This is a genomic window from Aeribacillus sp. FSL k6-2211 (assembly GCF_037966125.1).
GTDB classification, from domain to species: domain Bacteria; phylum Bacillota; class Bacilli; order Bacillales; family Aeribacillaceae; genus Aeribacillus; species Aeribacillus composti.
The window spans coordinates 292,354-316,707 of sequence record NZ_CP150190.1 but is presented as its reverse complement, the minus strand read 5'-3'; the positions used below and the strand labels follow the sequence as shown (position 1 = coordinate 316,707).

Here is a 24,354-nt window from a genome sequence, read left to right as displayed (position 1 = left end):
AATTGCATTCAGCTGCCGAACATAGAACCATCTGGCGGCCGATGTTACCCTTACAATATATATTCCTATTTCCCTTCCTTAAAGGTTTTCTCTCAATTAATAAAGTCTAAAGAACGGCATACATCTTCAAAGCTTCTGATATCATTCCATTATATTGTAAAGGGGATACTTCTAGCAGCTGCTAAATATCCTTTATTTTTAAATCCGAACTTGCGAAGGGTGAATAGACTTTAACCTCTACAAGAAAAATACCATAATCACTAAATAATAAAAAGAATCTTCCTTTAGTTTTAAAAAATTGTCAATGGTCAAGTTTGATCAAAAAAAGGAACCTTCCTTAAGAAAGTTCCTTTTTTATAGCTTACAAAAATTCAAACTATTCTTTCTATTATTATAATAGAACATTTTACGCTCTAACAGTTGATTTGGCCTGAACCCTTCCGACAATACCTGTAATAATAATGACAATGATCGCTGGAATAAACCAACCGAGTCCTTGTTTATAAAATGGTAATATCTGTTCATAAAACGAAACAATTGGTACCATCCATCCGAAATAATCAATTCCAAGTGAATCACATAATGATTTCAAACCGTCAAAAATACTGATTAAAAATGTAACTCCAGTCGCTGAAACATATACAATGCGTGCGTGATGGAAAAGCGGCGACAAGAACGTTAACAAAATCAAAACAATCGCTAGCGGATAGATGAACATTAAGACAGGGATAGAAAATGAAATAATGTTTGTTAATCCAAAGTTTGCTATTACAAAAGTAAGTAAGCTAAAGAAGACAACCCACGTTTTATAGCCGATTTTCGGAATCAATTTATGAAAATATTCAGCATTCGCCGTTATTAAACCAATGGCAGTCGTTAAACATGCAAGGATGATAATAATAGCCAGCATAATTAAACCGAATGTGCCAAAATAATGTGAAGCCGCATTGCTGAGAACGGGTCCACCTGTTTTAAAAATTCCGAAAGCTTCTACACTTGTTGCTCCTAAATAAGCAATTCCAATATAAATCAGTGCAAGCAGTGAAATGGCAACAGTTCCTGATTTTGCTGTAGCTTTCAGAATATCTTTTTTTGATGTTACACCTAATTTGCGTATGGCATTGATCACAATAATGCCAAATACAAGTGATGCAAGGGCGTCCATTGTACTATAGCCATCTATAAAACCTTGGGAAAACGCATGAATTTTATACACGCCTTGCGCTGAACCAATATCCCCAATAGGATTCACAACTACCATAAATAAAAGTATGGCAAGAAGAATCACAATTCCAGGTGCTAAAAGTTTTCCAACATTATCGACAATCTTAGACGGGTATAAAGAAAACCAAAAAGTCACAGCAAAAAATAGCAGCGTATAAATAAACAATCCAACTTGATGAAATTCCTCAGCAACAAACGGCGTAATACCGACTTCATACGCAACAGTTCCAGTCCGCGGTGCTGCAAAAAAAGGACCAATTGTTAAATAGAGCAATGATGTAAGAAAGACGGCATAAGTCGGATGAACTCTACTAGAAAGCTCTTGCAAATCACTGCTTCCGGAAAAACTCATCGCTATAATCCCGAGAAACGGCAATCCAACTCCAGTAATGATAAATCCAGTCACAGCAAACCAAAGATTTTCCCCGGCATTTTGTCCAAGCTGAGCCGGAAATATTAGATTCCCTGCCCCAAAAAATAGGGCAAACAACATAACACCAATAACAGTAAGTGATGAAAATGATAGCTTGTTATCCTTATCCATAATTATTTATCCCACCATGATGAAATTTTTTAAAATTAATTTATTAAAATAATTTGCATGATTCGTACAATAAATTATATTATACTATTTTTTTACGAAAATTTCAATGAATTCATATACTTATACTACGTACATTCACTTGGAAAAAACGCTTGAAGCAGACGGAAATGAACGCCTGCTTCAAGCAATCGTAAGTCATCATCGCTTATTCTTTAAAATCTTGCTTCAACCTTTTGCCGAACAAAACTATTTTCTTATTTTTTGTCTCAAATAATAAAATTTGCAGGTCTTTTTAACCGAAACATTTTTCTTATAAAAAGTTTAGCCTCCATAATAAAAACCGGTTTCTTTCAATGTTAGCGGATCGCCTTCCCGGTGCACACCGGCATTGATCACTTCACCGACGTAAATGTAGTGGTCACCTTTTTCTATTTTTTCCACCACTTTACACTCAAAAAAGCTCAACGCATCTTTAAAAATCGGGCATCCTGTTTCTTCCGTATAAAATTCGTATCCAGCCAGCTTGTTTCCTTCCGGTTCAATGGATCGGAAAAAAGCAGTAACCATTTCCTTCTGCCCCGTCTCCAAAATATTGACGCTAAATACCCCGCTTTTGGCAATTTGTTGTTGTGAACGTGTACCCGCTTTTACAGCAACTGCAACTAAAGGCGGTTCAAAAGAGGTTTGAGTCAACCAATTTCCAGCAAATCCATTGGCACCGTTTTCATCTTTCGTACCAACAATGTACAAGCCATATGTAATTCCACGTAAAGCCGTTTTTTTCGCCTTTGCATCCATTTTGAACATCACCTTCCTTTGAAATCAATTTTTGGTTTGTTTTGGTATTCCTTTACCTTCATTTTAGGCAAACGATCATAATATGTCCAGTTTTTGCTTGTCGTTTACCTAGAATATCGGCCAATTGTTCCATACTGCTTCCAATTCTCTCATAATGACCTCAACTTAAAACGTCATATCATACAATAGAATGAAAATCAGCCTATTAACATATGAAACGCTGGTATGCGGCGGGCATACCAGCGCAGAAGGTGATCTGATGCTTTTAAGGCTTAACGGTACTCATTGTGTAGTCTATATTGTATGAAAATTAAAGCAGCTAATATTTAGATTCGTTCAAAATGTTCAATGTCACTCCATCACCAAAAATATCTCCATTGATCAACAATTCTCCCCATTGCCGAATCAGCCAATATACCGATAAAAATCGCAAACACGATGGAAAATATAGCAACATAGATAATAAATGAGTATAAAGGATCTATTCCTTTTGAATATTTCGTTAGCAGTACACTTATCAAATAATATGGAATTAAAACGATCGCAAGCAAAAGTGAAATGCTCAGCACAATGTTTCCATAAACATGGGATTTTAACAAAACTAGCAATAACGCGATAAGCGAAACAATGATCGCGGTGGTAAGATGTGCTCCATATATAGCTGTTACCTCTTTAAAAGATGCACTTGATCCAAACAATTTATTAACAATGAACATACACAATAACACGAGCGCAACAATAAGAAAAACAAATATAAAAACATTAAAAAATACCGAAACATACGAAGGTCCATCATAAAACTCATTTATCAGTCCTTGAGTACCATGAATTGCCGATTTAAATAGATTGCGGACAAAAACGCTAACCGTTAGTGTGACAATGAACACAAATAAAATAATGCTGATAAAGCCATTCACCCATTCATTTTTTTCTTTGCCAAAAATGGATGACGGATGTTTCAAAAAATGAACGAAATAGCTTCCATACACTTTCGACTGCTTTTTAACCTTTTCTACATGTTCATTCATTTGCGTGGAAGCTGCTTGGCCATAAGACGGTTGGGGATTTCTGTTAATTGAAACCTGATCCCCGCCGCCTCCCGCTGTTTCTTGTAGATTTGGATCATTATTCAATTTTGCTCCGCATTTCCCACAAAAATTTCCTTTTTCTTGTTCATTTCCACATTGATGACAAATCATTTTCCTCTATTGTTCCTCCTCTATTTATTGGTATAACATGGGCAGCCGCCTACAATCGGCTTGCCCAAACATTGAATGAAGGTCTTCTACGAATTTAATTGAATCACTGTTCCTTTGTATTCATCCAATTTTCGATCAGTGTTTTATGCTCCTTGCTTCCAACTGTTTCTTTCGCATATTGCGGATCAACGATCGGATTTTGAATAGTGGATAATTTATGCATTAGCACTCTTGTCACCGCTTCGTTGATGCGTTTTTCTTGAATTTTTCCGTCTTTCACTGCTTTCACTAAGCCATTATAAACCTCCACTTGATGCTCATATTCATGGCAAACGAGCAGCAAATCCGCTCCGGCATTAATCGCTTCGATTGCCATATCTTCATATGAATAATATTTATTTACTGCGCCCATTTCAAGATCATCCGTGACAACAATTCCTTTATACCCCAGCTTTTCCCGAAGCAGCTTTTGAATCATAACAGAAGATAAACTTGCTGGTTTGCTAGGATCATAACTTGGATATTTAATGTGAGTCATCATAATGAAAAATTGATTGTGATCTGTATTTTCAATGAGCTTTTTAAATGGATAAATATCGGAATTCTCCAAATCCAATTTGTCCGCTTTTACAGAAGAAGTGTCAATATGCGGATCAACACTGCTTCTTCCGTTGCCGGGAAAATGCTTGAGCGTTGCTGTAATCTTCGCTTCATGCAATCCTTGAACCACTTTTGCACCATACGTATAGACCGCTTCCGGATTTGTACCAAAAGATCGGCTGTCAGTCTCTGACAAATCCAAAACGGGTGCAAAATTTAGATGAAATCCCATGGCAGCCAATTCCCTTCCGTTCAGAAGAGCAATATCGTACACCGCTTTTTCATTTGCAGCTTGCCCTAGCTTCTGTTGGGACGGGATGGGAGACACTTTTTCTCTCATCCGCAAAATGTCTCCCCCTTCTTGGTCCACTCCGATCATAAGCGGCACTCCAAACCGCTTTTTCAGCGCGAGCCTTTGCAAAGAATTATTTAATTGCGCAACTTGTTCCGGAGTCTCCATGTTGCGGTCAAACAAAATGACAGAACCGATATGTTTGTTTACGATTAAATCGGTTATTTCCTCGTCTTTTTCCGTGCTTTTAAAGCCCACCATCAAAAGCTGGCCGACCTTCTCGCCCAAAGACATATCATCCACTATTCTAGCTGCTTTTTCTTCGACCGTTTCTTCTTTCTTATCGTTTTTTTCTTCTTGCAAAGCTGCAACATTACCCGCTTCTTTTACTTCCGGTTCTTCATGCTGGTCTTGAATCTTTGTTTTTTGATTTTCCTGAAAGAGCGGCAATTTCGGGATTGATATAATGGCAAAAATACTCAAAATAAATATGGCGAAAATGAGAAGCAAAGATTTCCATTTCATTCCGTTCTAGTATTTAGCTTTTTAATTTCAGGCGTTGCTAATTTCCAGCCGTCTGATTCCTTCACTAAATACCATTTCCCTCCCCATTCTTGTACTAATGTGGAGCCGTCGTCCTGTTTGTCATAAGAAGTTAATTGAAAACTCACTGTCGCTTGATCATTTTCTATACTTTCCACACTTACATTCGTAACTTCATTTTTAAAATTGTTTTTTAGCCCTTTAGACCATTTTTCATAGCTAATTTTACTGCGACGGCTTGAGGAAAACAGTGCATATGCCGATTCGTAATCACCGCTTGAAATACTAGTATAATGGCTCATAATCACATTTTCGATCTCCGATTGTTCATCATGATAGTCTTTTAATGAATCTCCAATATCTTCGAAATCTTCCATTGGAATTTCTTGTTCAAATAATAGATCAATCGTTTCCCCGGCTTCTTTAATTGTCTTTTTATTGCTTTTCAACGTACCATCAGCAGTTTTGATTTCGGCATGAAGCGTCATCGAACCGTCTGTTGCAACTGGCCCAAACTCTTCTACATCCGAAATTTTTAAACCTGTGCTCTTTCCATTGACGAATAAAGTGGCATCTTCAATATTTGAATATAAATATACATAATCTCCAGTTAAATCAAAATTTATGTACACTTTATTTTCTTCTGCATCACTTGGCGAAACTTCTTCCACTTGCTTTACGTCTGCGTATTCTCCTTTGTATACTGCTTGTACTTTATGATTGATTGGCAAAAACGGCCCGTAAGTCCGTTCTTCGTCTTTTTTTATAGGTTCATATTTTTTCCCATCTATGTAAATATGGCTATCATGATTTGCCGTTACGACAATATATAAATTTTTAGGTATGAGTGCATAATAATCAAAAAATAACCATTTTTTCCCTAATTTATTGATCGAAATATCTGCATCCGTATGCTCAGGAAATGCCCCTTTTTCATAAATAACGGCTTCTTCATGCAAGCTATTTTTCAGTTCAGAAAATTCCGATGGGTTCATTTGATAATAGTCAATTAATTGTTTGGCCACTTTTTCATCTATTTTTATATCCGATTGCTTCGAGTTTAGTAAATGAGCCACTTTTTTTGCATCATGATTGTTGACAGCTAGAATAAAATTTTCCACAAGTTTTGTCGGTTTATAGATCGATTTTACAATAAAAAATCAGTAGCGTTGCATAAAAAAATTTAATGTTTGTCAAGCTCAATAAAAATTCCAGTTATTTCATGTAACTGAATATTCAGACATACAATCTTTCTAAGCAAGCTTAAAAGGACAATGACGTCTTAATCGGCAGTCCATTTCCACAATTTGGTAATATATTACAGAAACATTGGATCATAAACTAAATCGTCTAGGTGTTCCACCTCCCCTTCTTCAAATTGGTACACGATGGTTTCAAAATCTTTTTCCCAATGGTATTTTTTCCGACCGTTGGACGTTCGAATTGGCTTTTTAAAAAGGGAGCGAACAAAACAGTCAAAACCTTTAAAAAGCAGATTCTGTAAAGTTCGCTTGATCTCTAATAAAGGACCATCGTGATTCACTTTTAATTGGAGCATGGCCTGTAAGCAATAGGTGATTAGGGCGATCCAAATTTGATTGTAAACGGCATTTTGACTTTTTCCATAAAATCTTTTTATCTTAAGGTGCTGTTTCATCCATTTAAAGAAGGTCTCTATCTTCCAGCGATATCGGTATAAATCTGCAATCTCTTCCGCAGAAAGATCAAAGCAATTGGTTATGATGATCACGGGATTCCCTTCGCTGTCGACCGTTTCGATCAATCGGAGAGGATGAGTCATTTTGGTATGATTACGGTCATTTCCTAAAATGACAATCTGATCCCTATAAATCAAACGTTCTGGATTGGGAATCCGTTCCGATAAAACTTCAATCTCTGCGTTCTTTTTAAGCCGGGTAATGAATCGCACCCCTTCTCGGCATAAGCGGTCGAACTGTTTGTAATCGACATACCCTCGATCAAACAAGTAAATCGCATTTGGATCGATTTCAATGAGTTCGTCCATCTGTGTGCGATCGGCATGTTTCGCGGGTAAGATAATCCCTTGATCCGGAACAGTGATATCCTTCGTTACAACAACCTTTAAATGGAGTCGAACACCAGCCTTTGTCTTACGAAAAGTTGCCCATGGATATTGGCTCAAACTCATGCTCATCGTGGTAGAATCAATGACCAGAAGACGACCAATGTTTCGGATGATCGGGGCATTTTTCATTTGCCCTTGGATCTTTAAGACCAGATATTTAAATACTTTTTCAAACAGTTGAGGGGATAATTGGCCTAATTTGCGAGAAAGTTGCGAAGTACTAATTGCATCAAATTCCAGATATGTCTGCAACTCTTCCTTGTCTTTCAAATGTTTGGCCAATTTTGTTAAGCTTTCCAATTCGTTTAACTGAGCGATGATACAAAGTTGTAAAAACTTATACGCCGTTAATTTTTTAATGTATTTGTCAACGTCAATCACATTAATTAGTTTTGAAAAAGTTATTGGATCGATCTCTTTAAATAGTTCATTTATTGTGGATTCTGTGGTATTCTTATCCATAATGGTTTCTCCTTATTCTTAGGATTTGGATAGGACTGCCAATCCTAATTATAAGGAGTTTTTTTATATCCAAAAAGATGAAATTTAACATAAAATTGGGCTTGACAAATTAAAATTAACTTAATGCAATGCTACTGGATAAAAGTATAAAAAATAAAGCACTCGGCAAATAGCTACCAGCATGTTATTTTACAAAATATTACAATAATCTTGTTTTCGGGCATACCTACAGAATTTTTCACATTGAATTTTTTTAAGCGGCTTTCTTCCCTTTATTTTCCTTTGCCATCGCTAGCGCTGAAACAAGTAATACAATAGCGTTCAGGTAAATATGGGTCTTTACTTTTTCAATTCCCCATACATGTAGGGAGTTCGCCGTAAGGTAGCTTTTCATTCTTGAATTACAGCGTTCTACACTTGTCCTCTCGTTGTAAAGCTCTTTCCAACGTTTTGTATCACGGTGCGGATTGGAATATCGGCGCACATCCTTTTTGATGTCGACTTTTACCACCATTCCATAGTTGGAAGATGAACAGGCTGCCATTCCTAATGGGCAATCCACTTTGCCGGTTGCGTGAGGACATCTGAACTTGAGCTGGTCCTTATCAGCTCCCCAATAAGTCATTTCATAACCCATGGAACAACGCGGAGTTCCATTGGAAGAAATCCCTTCAGGAGGCTCTTTTTCGTTGCGCAAATTGAGCGGGATAATGGCTTGCGCTCCAATGTTTTTGGCTGATTCATAGTTTTTTAGTTGGTCATATCCGCCATCCATGATCAGAAATTCAATTTTGGATTTGGTACGCTCTGCCACTTGCTCTATTAATTCTGGTGCGACTTCTCCATCGTTCACATGGGCAGGGGTTACTTTTATGGCTATTGGCAGTTCGCTTGCGGTATCGACTGAAAGATGCATCTTATAGCCAAACCAGGTAATTTTATTGCCGAAGGAATCATATTTTGCGCCCCAATTGGCATTACCCGTTTGTTCACTACGCTTTTTGGGCTGTTTCTTTTCATAGGCATCAATGGCGGCACTGTCGATGGCCTGGTGGCTGCCGTCAATTATTCCTTCCTCCTGAGCTAACTGTACCAAGTCAAGGAAGATCTTTTCAGCCAGCTTTTTTTTGGTAAGTGCCGCAAAAACCCGGCTGAGAGTGGAGATAGACGGTGCGGGGCGATCAATCGATAAACCGCATTGATAACGGAAACGAAGGTCTTTATCCAATCGATGATGAAGGGCGGTAAAGGTGTCGATGCCTTCGAGTGGGGCAGCGATGAGAGCCCTTAGAATCCCTTCTCTGGAATGACCGTCAGCCCCTCGGGGTGAAGAACTTCTCAACTGTTTAGCATAAGGGCGTAAATCAAGCGAGCTAAAAAAGATAGGTAATTTCTCTTTTGACTCTAATTTTTGCAGTTCTTCAAAGGAAAATAGGCTTTCTTGTAGAATATACAAAGTGACTTCCTCCTTTTGAATTTTTGTGGTTTCGTCACTTCAAAAATTCTACATTTTAGGGGTGAAGTCCTTTTTTATGTCTTTGAAATCCTTATGGCTCTTGGGTCAAAAAATATGCAAAATGCTCAATTAAAAAAAGAATTAACTTGGCTAAAAGAAGTGGATAGTATTGCACTTCAATCGTCATTAAAAAATCTTGCTGACGCTTATTCCCGTTTCTTCAAGAAACAAAACGATAAACCACGTTTTAAGTCCAAGAAAAATCCTGTTCAGTCTTACACGACAAAGTATACAAATGACAATATTGCTATTGATGATAATAAAATCAAGCTGCCTAAACTTGGATGGATTCGTTTTGCAAAGAGTCGTGAAGTAGAAGGTCGCATTCTCAATGCAACAATTAGACGTAATCCAAGTGGAAAATATTTTGTATCCATTCTTGTAGAAACAGAAGTTCAGGAATTACCTAAAACTGACTCTGCTGTTGGCATAGATGTCGGCTTGAAAGAATTTGCTATTCTTTCAGATGGAACGATTTACTCTAATCCTAAGTTTTTTCGAAGATTAGAAGAAAAATTAGCAAAAGCACAACGGATTCTATCAAGACGTAAAAAAGGTGGTTCTAATTGGAACAAACAACGAATTAAAGTTGCTCGTATTCATGAAAAAATCACAAACGCTAGAAACGATTACTTGCATAAAATCTCCACCTATATTGTCAAAAACCACGACATTATCGGGATGGAAGATTTGTCTGTAAGTAATATGTTAAAAAATAACAATCTTGCTAAAGCAATTAGCGAAGTATCATGGTCACAATTTAGAACGATGTTAGAATACAAAGCGAAATGGTACGGAAAGCAAGTTGTTACCGTATCGAAAAATTTTCCATCCAGCCAGCTTTGTTCGTGCTGTGGCTACAAAAACAAAGACGTTAAAAATCTTGCATTGCGTGAATGGGTGTGTCCTAATTGTCATACCCATCATAACCGAGATATTAACGCAAGTTTAAATCTTCGCAAGGAAGCCTTGCGATTAACCGTAGGAACTACGGGGATAGCCTAATCAATTAGAGTTCGGTAGAACTCTGTACTTAGGAATCCACTACGGCTTTAGCCTAGTGGTAGTTCAAATAGGAAGAGACAGCGATAAGCATTCTTGGAAAAAAGTTGATTGGGCTCTTATGGAAAAAACGGCCAAAAAGGCTTTAAAAGAGCTTGATTTTGAGATTGATGTTTCAACACCGGTAGAAAAACTGAGCATAGCCCAGCAGCAGATGGTCGAAATAGCGAGGGCGCTTGCGTTTGATGCGAAATTAATCGTCATGGATGAGCCGACATCATCACTTTCCGCCGGTGAAGTAGAGAAGCTGTACGAAGTTATATTTTCTTTGAAAAAAAGAGGGATTTCAATTATTTTTGTAAGCCATAAATTAAAAGAACTTTTTACAGTTTCTGATCGATTCACCGTTCTAAGTGATGGCAAATATGTCGGTACGTATCATGCAAATGAATTAACAGAAGAAAAACTAATTACGTTAATGGTTGGCCGGAAAATTTTATATGAAAAAAATAAAGAAAAGGCAGCCTCAGGCAAAACATTGCTTGAAGTAAGAAACCTTGCGAAAGAAGGAAATTTCAAAGATATTTCATTTGAACTGAGGGAAGGGGAGGTTCTTGGAATTACAGGGCTAGTAGGCTCTGGTCGCACCGAGCTGGCGCAAGCTATTTTTGGCATTAATCGTCCTTACAAAGGGGACATCATCATTAACGGTCAAAAGACTGTGATCAAGTCTTCAGAAGAGGCAGTAAAAAAAGGAATTGCTTATATTCCTGAAAGCCGGAAGACGCAAGGGCTTATTTTAAGACAATCAATCATTAACAATATTTCGCTTCCTGTGTTGAAAAAATTAAAAAATAAATTTTTGCTGATTAATCGAAGAAAAGAAATAGAATTAGCTGAGCATTATATACAATCATTAGATGTCAGACCGCCGCTGCCATACAGGGCTGCCGGCGATTTGTCAGGCGGAAATCAACAAAAGGTAGTCATAGGAAAGTGGCTGTCAACAAATCCTAAAATTTTGATTATCGATGAGCCGACTAACGGAATTGACATCGGTGCCAAGTCAGAAATCCATAAGCTTTTAAGAGGATTAGCGGCAAATGGAATGGGAATCATTGTGATTTCTTCTGAACTTCCTGAGGTGCTTGCTGTTAGCGATCGCATTATCGTTATGCGCCATGGACGAATTGCAGGCGAACTCGGGATTCATGAAGCGACACAGGAAAGCATCATGAACCTTGCATTGCTTGGGCAAAAGGGTAAGGTCCGCGAGGAGGCACAATTATGAAAGCGTTTTTAAAATCAAAAGAAATGAGCGTTGCTGTCATTATTTTACTTCTATGCATCATATTGGCCTTCATTAGCCCGGTATTTTTAACAGCAGATAATTTGTTGGATGTTGTGAAAGGAAATGCAGTATTAGGCATTTTGGCTATTGGAATGACGCTTGTCATCATTACAGGGGGGATTGATGTATCTGTTGCAGCAGTGACAAGCGCGGTATGTGTCGTTTTGGGCAAGACGATGATGTTTTTGCCTGATAGCCCACTGACCATTGTGTTAATTTTTGTCATTGCTCCGCTTTTCGGAGTGCTGTTAGGCTCCATCAATGGAATTTTAGTTGCAAAAATTCAAATTCCGGCGATTGTCGTTACTTTAGGGATGATGAGTATTATTAACGGACTTGTTCTGTATATTACAAACGGCCAATACTTGAACAGCAGCAACTTCCCAACTGTTTTCTTGAAATTTTCGAATTTCTCTGTTTTTGGAATATCCATTATTATTTGGCTTTTTATCATTACAGCAGCTTTGACATGGTACATTCTTAAATATACATTAATCGGCCGCGAAGTAATGGCTATTGGCGGAAACAAAGAATCGGCTGTCCGAGTCGGAATTAACTACAGCAAAGTTCAAATATTTGTTTTTTCTTATATGGGCTTTTTAACAGGGATTGCTGCGATTGCTCAAACTTCTTATACAAAAGCGGTAGATCCGAACGGAATGATTGGCTTGGAATTAATGGTTATTGCTGCAGTGGTGCTGGGAGGAGCCAATATAATGGGAGGACGCGGAACAATATTTGGAACGATATTAGGTGTTCTTCTGCTAGGAATTATACAAAATGGATTAATATTAGCGAAAATTGATACTTTCTGGCAAAAGGTTTTTACAGGGGCAATTATATTAATCGCTGTATCGTATGACCATATTCAATATAAACGCTCGCAAAAGCAGCTTTCAAAAATTGAAGTGGAAGCATAAGGGGGGAGAGGATGAAACAGGTTACGCTTTCAAAAGAAAATATACTCGGACTCATTGCCATCGGTCTATTTGTTTTGATGAGCATAAGTGTTCCGGGATTTTTATCAAGCAATAACTTGACAAATATGATGTTTCAGCTGCCTGAGTTCGGTTTGTTTGCTTTAGCCATGATGGTGGTGATCGTAACAGGCGGAATCGATTTGTCGATCACGTATACGGCAGCGCTGGCAGGGGTAGCAATTGCGATATTATCAAGCAATGGATATCCGATAATCATTGCGATTTTAGGAGGCATTGCAGTTGGACTTCTTTGCGGTTTTATGAATGGATTTATTATTGCCAAGATCGGAGTATCACCGATTCTTGTAACCCTTGGGACAATGGTATTGTTTGAAGGGCTTATTCTCAGCATTACAAAAGGAAATTCAATATCCGGATTCAGCCCTGAGTACACGCTGATTGGAAATGGTTATTATCTGGGGCTCATTCCGCTTTCGATTATAATCTTTCTCTTTGTCGCTATTTTGACTTCCGTACTGCTGAATAAAACAGTATGGGGAAGATCAGTTTATATGGTTGGAAGCAATCCGGTTGCATCCTTGTTTTCAGGGGTTAATAACAGCAAGGTTTTAATGAAGGTGTATTTATATAGTGCTTTGTTAGCAGCAATTGCTTCTATCATCATGACATCAAGATATAACACAGTAAAAGTTGATCTTGGATCATCCTATTTATTGCAAAGCGTTGCAGCAGCCGTTCTTGGCGGTACTGAAATCCAAGGAGGCTATGGGAAAGTGATCGGCACGTTATATGCAGTTATGATTTTTCAAATGATATCCAGCGGCTTAAATCTAATGGGAGTGCCGAGACCGATTGTGACAGTGATTATGGGGGTTATTTTAATCGCGGTGTTAATTATTAACTTTATTAAAGTAAAGGCTGATGAAAACAAGCAAAAAAAGCTTGCAGAAACAGCATAATGACTTTTCTTTAATTGGTTAAAAGATTTATAAACTATAAATTTACAAGGAGGAACAGTATGAAAAAAATTGCAGGTTTATTTGTCGCTTTATTGCTTGTATTTGGTCTTCTTGCAGGATGTGTTTCTCAGCAGGGTGCAGGGGGGAATTCAAATTCATCTAAAGATGGAAAAGATGAGGCTGGCGGGGGCGATGGAAAAATCAAAATTGCCGTTGTTCCTAAACTAATTGGCATTCCTTATTTCAATGCATCTGAAAAAGGAGCAATTCAAGCGGGAAAAGATCTTGGAGTCGAAGTGATTTATACAGGTCCAACAGAGGCAGATGCTGCCCAGCAGGTTAAGGTGATTGAAGATTTAATTAGTCAAGATGTGGATGTAATTGCTGTTGCACCGAATGATGCAGCTGCATTATCGCCTGTATTACAAAAAGCGAAGGATAAAGGAATTATCGTGATGGACTGGGATACACCAGCAGATCAATCTTTAGTTGAACTTTCTGTCCACCAAATTGATGACGAAGCTTATGGCCGTCATATCGCAAAATCATTAGTTGAACAAATGGGGACTGAAGAAGGGGAAATTGCCATTCTCACAGGTGGTCTTGCGGCAGCAAACTTAAATTCATGGATCGATGCAGCGAAGAAGGAGCTTGAAGAAAATTATCCAGGAATAAAGCTAGTAACAGATAAAATTGCGACTGATGAAAAGCAGCAAGTGGCATACCAAAAAACGCTTGATTTAATTAAATCATATCCGAACCTTAAAGGGATTATGGCATTTTCAACTCCTGCTCCTCTTGGCGCAGCTCAAGCTATTCAAGAGAAAGGTCTTCAAGACAAAATCGCTGTTGTCGGAACAGCACTTCCGAAGGATTCAGCTCCATTTTTAGAGGATGGCTCATTAGATGTAGCAATCCTTTGGGAGCCTGACAAATTAGGATATTTGACAGTCGCTTTAGCTAAAGATCTTGTTGATGGCAAAAAGCCTGAAAACGGCCAAAATATAGATGGTGTAGGAGAAGTGGAAGTTTGGGAGGATGGTAAAACGGTCATTATGGGACCGCCTACAGATTTCACAAAGGATAATGCCAAAGACTATGACTTCTAATTTTCGTTAAAGAGATTACCCCTCTCACATTTTTGCAATTGGAGAGGGGTTTCGTTATTTTGGAAAGTATTTCTATTTTTGCAGGTCCGGTAAGTTCTTTGCCTTGCAATAAAAAAGTGAAGGCTAAAATATCAATATTTTTATTGGCAGGAAACGTAAAGAGATTTTTCTTGCTTTGTGGAAAGGGAAAACTTTTTTAATGGTTACTGCCAATGAATTTTTTGAAGAATGGAAGAAAAGTTGTTTGCAAATGTTTACTCAGATTTTGACCTGCTGCATGAGCAGCAAGAAAATGTCTAGTTATGGAATGCTATCCTAATTTTTAAGCGAAACATTTAGCAGCTTCATAGATTGTGTGAATTTTAGGAGGGATAAAATGACACATATCGCAGTTGACATCGGTGCATCAAGCGGACGGCTTGTCATAGGGGATATAAAAAATGGGAAATTGACAATTGAAGAAATACACCGATTTGCCAATGGTTTTACGGAACGAAATGGAACGTATTATTGGGATATTGATCATTTGCTGACGGAAATTGTAAAGGGATTGGCATATGCCAAAACATTGGGAGTGAAAAGGTGTACACTTGGAATCGATACTTGGGCTACAGATTATGTGCTGGTCGATCAAGAAGGAAAAAGGGTGCAAGAGGTCATAGCATACAGAGATAAAAGAACAGAACGGACGATTGAGAAGATTACGAAGCATATTTCCAAAAAAGATATATATGAAAAAACAGGCATTCAGTTTTTATCCTTCAACACCTTATACCAGTTATATGAAGAAAAAAAAGAAAATCTTGAAAAAACGAAAATGATTATGACAGTTCCTGATTACTTAGGATACAAACTGACTGGATGTGCAGTGACGGAAGTGACAAGCGCATCTTGTACTCAGCTTTTAAACGTGAAAGAAAAAGATTTTGATCAAGATTTGCTTCAGCTGCTGTCAATTGAGCGTGAGCAGTTTCCGCCGTTTTCTTACCCCGGGGACATGCTCGGATATGTCAGAAACGAATATTTTCCTGATTACGATCTGCCCGAAACAAAAGTGATTATAGTCGGTTCTCATGATACAGCTTCCGCAGTTGCAGGAGTACCTGCTGCTGAAAAAAATTGGGCGTATTTAAGCAGCGGAACTTGGTCTTTGATTGGGATTGAATCGGATGCGCCAATCATTACAGAAAAATCATTATTTTACAATTATACAAATGAGTGGGGAGTGTTTGGGACATACCGTTTTTTAAAAAATATTATGGGCATGTGGATTATTCAAGAAGTGAGAAGACATTTAACGAAAGATTACAATTTTGCCCAAATGGTTGATGAGGCAAGAAAGGCGCCTCCGTGCAAACAATTTATCAATTTTAACGATCAGCGATTTTTTAATCCGGACAATATGGTAGAAGAAATTCAGAAATATTGCAGGGAAACGCTTCAGCCTGTGCCGCAATCAACAGGAGAAATTGCGAGATGTGTATTTACAAATCTGGCTATACTATATTCCTTGTCAATTGATGAAATTGAAAGTATATCGGGCAGAACAATCGATTCATTATATATTGTCGGAGGCGGCTCGCAAAATGATTTCATAAACGAAATGACCGCTGCTGTAAGCGGAAAAACGGTTTTTGCCGGTCCCTCTGAAGCAACGGCTGTAGGAAATATTTTAATTCAGCTAATAGCGGAGAAAAAGCTTGCAAATTTACAGGAAGGACGGAATCTAGTTTTGAACTCTTTTTCTATAAAGCGTTTTGATCCAAGAGAAAGCGGAAACGATGTATTAAAAGAACAATTTAAACAAGCTGTTTTCTCCTGGATATGTACAGAGTACCGGCTCCATAAGAAAAATTGATCATAACACAATAACTCATAGTGCCTATGTTACATCAGGAATGAGCGGCGCTCCAATTTGTGTTCACCAGCAATTGGAATGCATTATCATTAAAAAGTACATCGAGTTGGGGAATAGCATTTCCAACAGCCTCAAAAAATTTCATTTAAACTTAGGGGCGCAAAATGAAACAGAATATGGAAAGGTTCCTTTTGATGGTCTTAATAGATTAGCTGCCGTTTTATCGGATCATGTACAATAAAAGAGATTTTAGAATAAAGACACTATTCCAAAAGGCAAATAAATGAACTTCAAAAGGAACCAAAAAAATTTTTCTCTCAATTTATTGCTCCAAGAAAAATGTTAACGGAATGTTGAACATAAATTTTAATAGAGAAATATTTAAAAAGGTAAACCGATTCTTTTTACAGTGAAAAAGTCAAGAAAAAAGCGGTAAGACTTTACTTTAGCTGTTTAATTTTTTTCATCATTTTGTGAAAACCTTCCTCTCCCATTGTTAATAATTCTTTCTTCATTTGTTGATTGACTAGGCAAAAAGCAGGGATTCCTTGAATACCAAAAGATTGTGCGATTGCATAGTTTTGATCTAAAACTACAGGAATTGTAATCTTTTTTTCCTCTACTCGTGTTTTCACAAGCTCCAACGCTTTCTCTTCAGCTGTATAAGGTACATGAACGGCAATGACATGAAAGGTTTCAAGATTAACTGTTTCTTCTAATAACTGATCCGTTAATTCACTGCAATACGGGCAGCTAATTGACCAAAAATAAAACAAAAGCCGATTGGATGATGGGAAATCATGGCCGTTTTTTGGAACGTTCAGCCACGGCAAGTCTTTTGTCATTGTTTGTATTAAATCCATGTGCTGTTCCTCCTCATTGATCCTTTAGTTGCATAGCGATAATTTTACCAATTGCTTCCTCCGCGGCAAAAGGACTGACCATTCCGGACGGCTTATCCAGTTCTTCTTTTAGACACTTCAACATAAGAGGTTCAATTTTAGACGGATCGATCAAGGAGATTGCCCATGATGCCCAAAAACGCGGTTTTCCTTCTGTATTTCGTGCAACTTCAACGAGGGCGTTCAGACTGTGATGTCCGATTCTCATTAAGGATAAAGCAGCTGACATTCTTATATCTTCGTCGTCATCTTTTAAAAGCGAAGCGAGTTCGGGAACTGCTTCCTTTGCATCTGCACCAAATTCCCCCAGCACAACGGATGAAATCATTCGGAGGGATTTCTCATCTTTTAAGGCTTTTATGAGTATTGGGACAGCGGCTTTTCCCGTTTTTTTTAGCTCTTTCACTCCTTGAAATACCGTTGCTTCATCGCTGCTTTTTAGTTTCGTTAAGGCTTGAGAGATTATTTCATTTGAACTCATGAAAATTCATCTCCTTAAGAAAAAGTATTAAATCCCTTCTGATTCAACGTTCATATTGATAGAAAGATAAGAATAAAATCGTGCTTAACACGATCATGAAAAGAGGCAGCCAATAGAAAAGAAGGTTTTTGAAAAGAAAAAACAAAAGGATGTAACAAAGGGTGCTCCCCATACAAATGAAAGCAAAATTTTTATAGTATGAAATCAGGCTGAGAGAGGGGTCTTTTTTATATGTTCTAACAAATGCCGCCCAGCGGATGGAAAGCATGAGCATGTATCCTCCAAGCCCGTACAAACTAAATGAAAGGAAATCTGTAAAAGCAGTGTTGAAATGGAAATGCCACATACCCACGCAATAAAGATAAAATAGAAAGATCCAAGCGGTATTCGATCCTTCCAGCAGCAATGCTTTTTTCCATAGTTTTCCCGGCAGCAAAAAAAGATCTCCAGACTTTGCATGTCTAATTAATCCTGAATAGTAGGAACTGCTGAAAAAAGCTCCGATTGTAAAAACGACCAAAATATAAAACCAATAAATGTTTTTTGCAATGAAAACGGGAACTAAGATGAGAAGAACAAACAAATGAGTAGCATGAAAAAAAATGTATTTCTTGGCAAGCAATATTTCGAGCCAAAGGAAAGAAAAAATACCGTTTAATCCTTTCAGCCCCCACCATGTGTGCATCTCTTTCAGGCTGTTTTTAAAAAAATCGGTTTGATGATCTTGAAACTCCGCCCAAAAATCAGCTTCTTTTACCAATTTTTCTTTGCATTCCGATTTTTTCGTTGTTATTCGAATAATCATGAACGAAAGGGCGATCATGATTAGAAAGGCAAGAAACCCTTGCAGCAAAAAGCTGTTTGTAAATAAATAGCCGATAAAGCCGATATGGTAGCTAATATACTTCTGCCAAATCAATTCATTGGCTTGAAAAAAAGAACCATAGAGAGCAATACCATATATAACGGTGAGAATGAAGGCAACAAAGGAGAAAGCAATTTTTGTTCCTTTTACAGTTCTGGCACAGGACATAGCCATTATCCATGATTCTAATAAAACAATGAGACAAAGTAATCGGATTGATTGTGCTGTTAACCGGCCAAATGGATTTCCTGCCAAAAAATAAACGGCATCAGCTGTGATTCCTGAGAGAAGACAGAGCAACCCTTTCCAAGACAATCGCCATAATAATATGGAATAAACGATTTTAGTGAAAGAATAAGGGGCGGTATAAAGCCATATGACGTCTTGCATGAGCCCAGGTATGCGGTTGGAAAGCAGCCCAAAAATGGTCATGACAATAAAAATTCCTGAGCAAATCCATCCTGTATAGGTAATGTCCCAACTTCTGGAATTAGCCCCCCATTCAAGTTGAAAATGAAAAAACCATATAAATAAAACAAAAATGAACAGAAAGAATTTTATCCCGTGTTTTTGGCTATCGATTTCTCTTTTCGCTTGAAGGAACAAAAATGACCAAATATTAATCATTTGACCAATCCCCTAAACTGCGTATGACTTCTTGCTTCCAGGCTGGATATTCTTCGTTGTTTTTTGGTACGGCCATTTCTTTTACAATACGGCCTTCTCGAATTAATAACACTCTATTAGCCGTTTCCAATACAAATTCGAGGCTGTGGGTGGATATGAGAATGGCGCTATGATGTTTTGATTTACGGACAAGCCAGTTGGCAAGCCATTGTTTGGAAGAAATATCCAAACCGATTGTTGGTTCATCCAATATATATATAGAAGCGTTTTGTATAATGGCGCCAGCCAAAATAACCCTTTGCTTTTGTCCCCTTGACAATTGCCCGCTTAATCGATCCGCCAACGATTCAATATTTACCTCTTTTAAAGCTTCATAAACTTTTTTTTGAAGGTCTTTTTTTTCAACTTTGAAGGCTCTGGCGCGAAATTGCAAATGTTCCGCTACGGTTAAGGTAGGGTACAAATATGGGTGATCCGGAATTAGCGAAGCGGATTGCTGCGCTTCAACCGTACCAGGGGAATGCCCCGCAATTTTGATCGTCCCATCATCAGGGGTGTATAATCCAGCGAGACACCTAATGGTTGTTGTTTTACCTGCCCCGTTTGGCCCTAATAAGGCTACGATTTCTCCTGAATGAACGGAAAAAGTTATATCTTCTACACCATCGCCGTTACGATATTTTTTCTTCAAATTGGTTACTTGGATGATCTTCATGCCTCTCCTCCATTGTTATACTGAGGGTTGTTTGAAGGTTTCGCTGGCCTTCAATTTTTTCTGGAAAGTGTAATCCCAAAGCGGCTTCATGACAAGAATAAAATTATAAATAAAATGAATGGTTAAGGAGGACAGAAAACCGAACTGGATGAAAAAGAATCCCAGTATAATGCCAAAGATTACTAATTGGATCCATCTGATCCATCTGGGATGAAATCCTGTTCCTTGGTGCATAATGGCCCATAGAATGGAGGAAATGATGATCGCCAAAGCCCAATTGCCGCTCAACCACCATATCGTCGGAATGATCAACAAACGGTAGACTGTTTCCTCTGCAATGGAGCTTTGCAGGCCGATGCTTAATCCTTGTTTAAATGTAAAGCCTGACAAGTAAATGGTACGATTGGACAACTCGGGAGAAATTCGCAGCCAATTTTTCTCTTCCAGCCATGAAAAAATTGCTGAAAAAAAACCTAAGCAGCCGATGCCGACACTTAAGCCGACGAAAAACTGCCATACAGCATTATCAAAAAAAGCTATTTGGAGAACATTACTCAAAGAGTGCCCTGCCAATGAACATATATATACGACGAAACCTGTGGCCAATCCTGCTAAAATTGCCGATAAGATTCCAAGAGCATAAACCGTTTTTATGCTGAGGCGGGAATCATAAGTATTGACGATGCTCAGTTGAATGTCTTCTTTTATTGTTATGATGTTACAAAAGAATAGAACCGCCCCCAGCAAGATGCTTGCAGTGATGCCGGCATTTTGGCGAAGGTTGATAAGGATGATGATCGCTGCAATAACGGCCAGGCATGACGCTAATACTCCCGTCATATTTAAGGTAGATTCCATTTGCTCTTTCTTAACCGCTGTTTCGATGTCTTCTGTCAATATCTCTTGTTCTGAACCGATATAGAATATTTGCCCGTTATGGATTTCAACCGTTATTTTCATTCTTACTGGTTGAGATTCGGCAATATACCAGTACGTTTCAATATTTTCCAAGTCTTCTTCTTTTCTGCCTGCACCTGTGAATTGAGATGCAGCCCATAATCCATTATCTGAGACGGCAAGCTCTTTTTTTAATTGTTCCGGAGAGGAAAAAGCGCCTTTATGTTTCGCCATTTCTTTCTTTGACAGGTTCGCGGTGTAAAACGTAATTTCTCCATTTGAATTGATGCCAATGATGACTGATCGGTTTTCTCGAACGAATCTAATTCTCCATGATTCGACTAAACCCCAATGATATAAAATATGGCGAACTTTGTTTAACAATCCTAGGTGATGCAGCATATTGACGGTATTTCGGTCGTACCAATACATCGCATAAAAATCCCAATCTGATACATCAATGCCGGAATACCGTTTAATGAATTGCACTGCCAATTCCCGAGCTTCTTTTTTATGTAATAATAGCGATTCGTACGTTTTTGGTTTGAATTTGTAAAACAGAAAGGTTCCTGCAATAGGAAGGATGATCCATAATAAATGGATGATGGTCGTCATCATGGTTTAACCTCAGCTTCTTTTTGAATGGTAAAAGGCAAATCGGCTTCAGGTAATTCTATCTTTCCTATACATCTACATTGTTTAGCAAGTCGCTTCGCTTGCATTAGCCTTTCCGGTGAACCGATCTCCTGCATGCTGTTTTTTAAGACGTTTCCAAGGGATGTATCTTCAATTTGACAAGGTGTAACTTGTCCATCCGCACGAATATACCATGACAAAAATCCCGGCGTGCAGAAATCTGTAAGACTATCATTTTGATGGTGGTCTTCCCAATCAATAATAATGATTTGATCACTCCATCTTTTTTTTGCGTCTGCCAACTGCTGCTTTACTTTCTCCTTCATTTCGCTTGTCATGTCTTGATATTCAGATGCTCTGCCTACGGGAATAGTTTGACCCGCACGAAATACAACTGCGCCAACTTCCACCGATTTTTCGATTACTTCATAAACTTCTTTGTAGTTGAGTTGGTTAACAGTCATAGCAATGAGGACGGGAACCGATGATTGAGCAAAACGTTCGGCATTTTTCAAGCTTTCGGAAAATCCTCCTTCTCTCCCTCTTAACTTGTCATGGGTGCTGCTGTTTCCATCTATACTTATTTGGACACTGACATTTCCCAAGTGGCTGATCAGTTCAATCTCATCGTCGCGCCAATTTAGGCCATTGCTAAAAAGGTTGACGTTCGTAAATAAAGAACTGGCTGTGGCAATGATTTTCAAGAAATTTTTTGTTAGCTTTGCTTCTCCGCCTGTAATGGTGATGTCAGCTACACCGTGAGATGCGAGTTTTTGCAACACTTTTATCCATTGGGAAGATGATAGTTCATCTGGATACGGTTTTCCTGAGCTTGCATAACAGAAAGGACACTTCAAATTGCACATATTTGTTAATTGAAGGGTGCAGCTGATTGGCAAATAGTACTCTGTAGATCCGGTGATCATCAAAGGGTGATTTAGCAGGCCTTTTTTCCACGCTGATGTAAATGGATGTGAATCTAGCTCGTTATTTAATTCTTCCTCACTTACCTTTTCTTTTGAAAGAATCTCCCAAATTCTTGCCGTTTTTTGAACACTGTTATTTTTGGCAAGCATTAAAGCTAATTCTGTTCCCCTGCCGCTAAGTCTAAAATAGAACATGCTTTTTCTGTCAAGCAAAATGGCCCCATGAGGTTGGAAGTGGATCGCAAATTCTGGTGAAGTGTTAGTTGCCGTTTCTAACAATTTTGACATAAAATCCTCCCTCTATAAATGTTGATATATCAATGGTTGTAGCCGTTTTAAGGGGTGTCAAAAAATTTTTTTTCGACACGTTTTCTAACTTTGTTTCTCAAATCTGTATATATATGACATTGGATGGGTGCGCTTCACTGCCACTACTCCTTTATTTTAGGGAGCAGTTAAAAAACTGCTCCATTGCAATCCTTTTGAATATAATGGTTATAGCAGGCGCATTGCCGGATGTGGGAGCCAGCAGACTCTAGTCATCGAGATACTTTTTGAGGCCCAGCAGCTCATACATCCAGCCGCTTTCACAATCGAGGTGCCTGCTGGCTTTTTCAGTTCCTTGATAGCTGTTGGCTCCCACTGTTTTTTTTGCTTCTCCATAATCCCATCTCCTTCCAATTAAAAATGGTCATTATTGGAATAAAATATAACTGTTTAAAATTTAGCATAGCGATAATGTCGAAGTAAGAAATAAATTGTCATTTTGTTATAATTTTTTGAAAATTTAATATAAAGATTTCATAACAGCTTGTATTGGTGCAAGAGCTGTTTATTATTGATACAAGTTTCATGCTTATTAGCCTTTTGATACAGGATGTCCGTTTCAGCAACCGGTAAGCCTTATCATCCAACCAGCGATTAGCGATTTACGCTACGGTTTTTGTATAAACTCAAATCCATATGAAGACCTTGCCACTTCCTTCACCTCAGCCCTTTCAGTTACAAAGCGTTTCATTGATGAAAGGCATTTAGAGCGCCACATCAGGAAAATGAAAAAAATATATAAAGCGCGGCGTGACTATGTAAAAAAATGTTTGACTGAACAATTTGGCGACACAGTTAAAATTTTTGGCGATTCCACCGGTTTGCATTTAGTCGCAGAATTTCAAAACATCGTGTTTTTAATCAAGTAGTAAATGAAATAATGAAGAAGCATAAAGTGAAAATTTATCCTGAAGAAGTTCATGCTATTCAAAAAGGAATCCATCAAAACAAAATTATTTTAGGATATGGAAATTTAACAAAAGAAGAAATTGCGGAAGGCATTTTTAGATTAAGGCAGGCTCTAAATTAGGAGGTGTTCATCGTGGGGCATCTAAACGTTTGATGAAGATGAAAACATGTAGGATATTCATTTTAAGTGTCGATAATAAAATTGTCCAAACATGCCCATGAAACGATAATATTGACCAAATACAAAATTTGATGAGAGCGCTGTTTATGGAGGTAAGTTTGCTGGGACTTTAAGTCATGCAGGGTTTTAATCAAACGTTTGTTTAAGGGGTTAAACTCTCTCACAACTTTGAGGGGGTTTTTTTATGTGCTAAAAATTCGTTTCAAATGAATCAATTTCAGAGGATTTTATTTCATCAAATGAATTATCATAGACAGCCCCCGAACAAAACGGGGAAAAAGTTGGTATCATGCAAAACCACATGTATTTTGCCCTTTTGAGTTTTCGCTGGATCTTCAAATTCTAAGCGAATACATTTTACTTCAAGTAGAATGAAAGACAGC

General features: G+C 38.0%; 20 protein-coding genes and 1 pseudogene. 7 read left to right on the top strand and 14 right to left on the bottom strand.

Annotation, left to right across the window (positions count from 1 at the left end; all coding sequences use genetic code 11):
* Positions 1–406: 406 nt before the first annotated feature.
* The 7 genes from brnQ to NSU19_RS01580 all read right to left on the bottom strand — a co-directional run bounded on the left by brnQ (position 407) and on the right by NSU19_RS01580 (position 9,225).
* Positions 407–1,768, bottom strand: coding sequence for a branched-chain amino acid transport system II carrier protein (gene brnQ / locus NSU19_RS01610; protein WP_339198405.1), 1,362 nt, complete (start codon positions 1,766–1,768; stop codon positions 407–409).
* Between the two features lie 321 nt (positions 1,769–2,089).
* A complete protein-coding gene (locus NSU19_RS01605; protein WP_327863033.1) occupies positions 2,090–2,566 on the bottom strand; it encodes a flavin reductase family protein in 477 nt (158 codons plus the stop codon).
* 359 nt (positions 2,567–2,925) lie between these two features.
* Positions 2,926–3,765, bottom strand: coding sequence for a zinc ribbon domain-containing protein (locus NSU19_RS01600; protein WP_339198402.1), 840 nt, complete (start codon positions 3,763–3,765; stop codon positions 2,926–2,928).
* A 103-nt stretch (positions 3,766–3,868) separates the two neighbouring features.
* Entirely contained in the window at positions 3,869–5,182 is a 1,314-nt protein-coding gene (gene nagZ, locus NSU19_RS01595) for a beta-N-acetylhexosaminidase (protein WP_117017021.1), read from the bottom strand.
* Positions 5,179–6,276, bottom strand: coding sequence for a hypothetical protein (locus tag NSU19_RS01590; protein WP_339198399.1), 1,098 nt, complete (start codon positions 6,274–6,276; stop codon positions 5,179–5,181). Before NSU19_RS01590 ends, nagZ begins: the two co-directional genes overlap by 4 nt.
* 242 nt (positions 6,277–6,518) lie before the next feature.
* On the bottom strand, positions 6,519–7,769 hold the full coding sequence (locus tag NSU19_RS01585; RefSeq protein WP_339192832.1) for an IS4 family transposase: 1,251 nt from the start codon (positions 7,767–7,769) through the stop codon (positions 6,519–6,521).
* A gap of 253 nt (positions 7,770–8,022) precedes the next feature.
* Positions 8,023–9,225, bottom strand: a complete 1,203-nt coding sequence (locus NSU19_RS01580; protein ID WP_339192838.1) for a transposase — start codon at positions 9,223–9,225, stop codon at positions 8,023–8,025.
* A 129-nt stretch (positions 9,226–9,354) separates the two neighbouring features.
* On the opposite strand from NSU19_RS01580, the pseudogene tnpB reads away from it, so the two are divergent.
* The 6 genes and pseudogenes from tnpB to rhaB all read left to right on the top strand — a co-directional run.
* Positions 9,355–10,290, top strand: a pseudogene (gene tnpB, locus NSU19_RS01575) (IS200/IS605 family element RNA-guided endonuclease TnpB); the annotation flags it as partial.
* A gap of 55 nt (positions 10,291–10,345) precedes the next feature.
* On the top strand, positions 10,346–11,578 hold the full coding sequence (locus tag NSU19_RS01570; RefSeq protein ID WP_339198397.1) for a sugar ABC transporter ATP-binding protein: 1,233 nt from the start codon (positions 10,346–10,348) through the stop codon (positions 11,576–11,578).
* Entirely contained in the window at positions 11,575–12,558 is a 984-nt protein-coding gene (locus NSU19_RS01565; protein WP_311066775.1) for an ABC transporter permease, read from the top strand. The genes NSU19_RS01570 and NSU19_RS01565 overlap by 4 nt, the downstream gene beginning before the upstream one ends.
* A gap of 11 nt (positions 12,559–12,569) precedes the next feature.
* Positions 12,570–13,538 (top strand): ABC transporter permease, encoded by a 969-nt coding sequence (locus tag NSU19_RS01560; protein WP_311066776.1) that lies wholly within the window; start codon positions 12,570–12,572, stop codon positions 13,536–13,538.
* Positions 13,539–13,597: 59 nt separating this feature from the next.
* The gene (locus NSU19_RS01555) at positions 13,598–14,647 is read left to right on the top strand and encodes an autoinducer 2 ABC transporter substrate-binding protein (RefSeq protein ID WP_144596905.1); all 1,050 of its coding nucleotides are present in this window, start codon (positions 13,598–13,600) and stop codon (positions 14,645–14,647) included.
* Positions 14,648–15,023: 376 nt separating this feature from the next.
* A complete protein-coding gene (rhaB, locus tag NSU19_RS01550; RefSeq protein WP_327873478.1) occupies positions 15,024–16,505 on the top strand; it encodes a rhamnulokinase in 1,482 nt (493 codons plus the stop codon).
* Positions 16,506–16,945: 440 nt separating this feature from the next.
* Here rhaB and NSU19_RS01545 read toward each other — a convergent pair whose 3' ends face one another.
* The 7 genes from NSU19_RS01545 to skfA form a co-directional block, all read right to left on the bottom strand.
* Positions 16,946–17,368 (bottom strand): TlpA disulfide reductase family protein, encoded by a 423-nt coding sequence (locus NSU19_RS01545; RefSeq protein WP_094244947.1) that lies wholly within the window; start codon positions 17,366–17,368, stop codon positions 16,946–16,948.
* 13 nt (positions 17,369–17,381) lie between these two features.
* The gene (locus tag NSU19_RS01540) at positions 17,382–17,888 is read right to left on the bottom strand and encodes a HEAT repeat domain-containing protein (RefSeq protein ID WP_063386519.1); all 507 of its coding nucleotides are present in this window, start codon (positions 17,886–17,888) and stop codon (positions 17,382–17,384) included.
* A 43-nt stretch (positions 17,889–17,931) separates the two neighbouring features.
* Positions 17,932–19,380 carry a sporulation killing factor system integral membrane protein gene (gene skfF, locus NSU19_RS01535; RefSeq protein ID WP_339198393.1) on the bottom strand — a complete coding sequence of 483 codons (1,449 nt, stop codon included), beginning with the start codon at positions 19,378–19,380 and terminating at the stop codon, positions 17,932–17,934.
* A complete protein-coding gene (locus tag NSU19_RS01530) occupies positions 19,373–20,095 on the bottom strand; it encodes an ABC transporter ATP-binding protein (protein ID WP_063386521.1) in 723 nt (240 codons plus the stop codon). The genes skfF and NSU19_RS01530 overlap by 8 nt, the downstream gene beginning before the upstream one ends.
* 15 nt (positions 20,096–20,110) lie before the next feature.
* Entirely contained in the window at positions 20,111–21,607 is a 1,497-nt protein-coding gene (locus tag NSU19_RS01525) for a type II CAAX endopeptidase family protein (protein ID WP_066250462.1), read from the bottom strand.
* The gene (gene skfB / locus NSU19_RS01520) at positions 21,607–22,842 is read right to left on the bottom strand and encodes a sporulation killing factor system radical SAM maturase (protein ID WP_066250467.1); all 1,236 of its coding nucleotides are present in this window, start codon (positions 22,840–22,842) and stop codon (positions 21,607–21,609) included. Before skfB ends, NSU19_RS01525 begins: the two co-directional genes overlap by 1 nt.
* A gap of 207 nt (positions 22,843–23,049) precedes the next feature.
* A complete protein-coding gene (gene skfA, locus NSU19_RS01515; protein ID WP_063386524.1) occupies positions 23,050–23,217 on the bottom strand; it encodes a sporulation killing factor in 168 nt (55 codons plus the stop codon).
* A gap of 544 nt (positions 23,218–23,761) precedes the next feature.
* Between skfA and NSU19_RS01510 the strand changes: the two genes are divergently transcribed.
* Positions 23,762–23,911, top strand: a complete 150-nt coding sequence (locus tag NSU19_RS01510; protein ID WP_186439321.1) for a hypothetical protein — start codon at positions 23,762–23,764, stop codon at positions 23,909–23,911.
* The last annotated feature ends 443 nt before the right edge of the window (positions 23,912–24,354 follow it).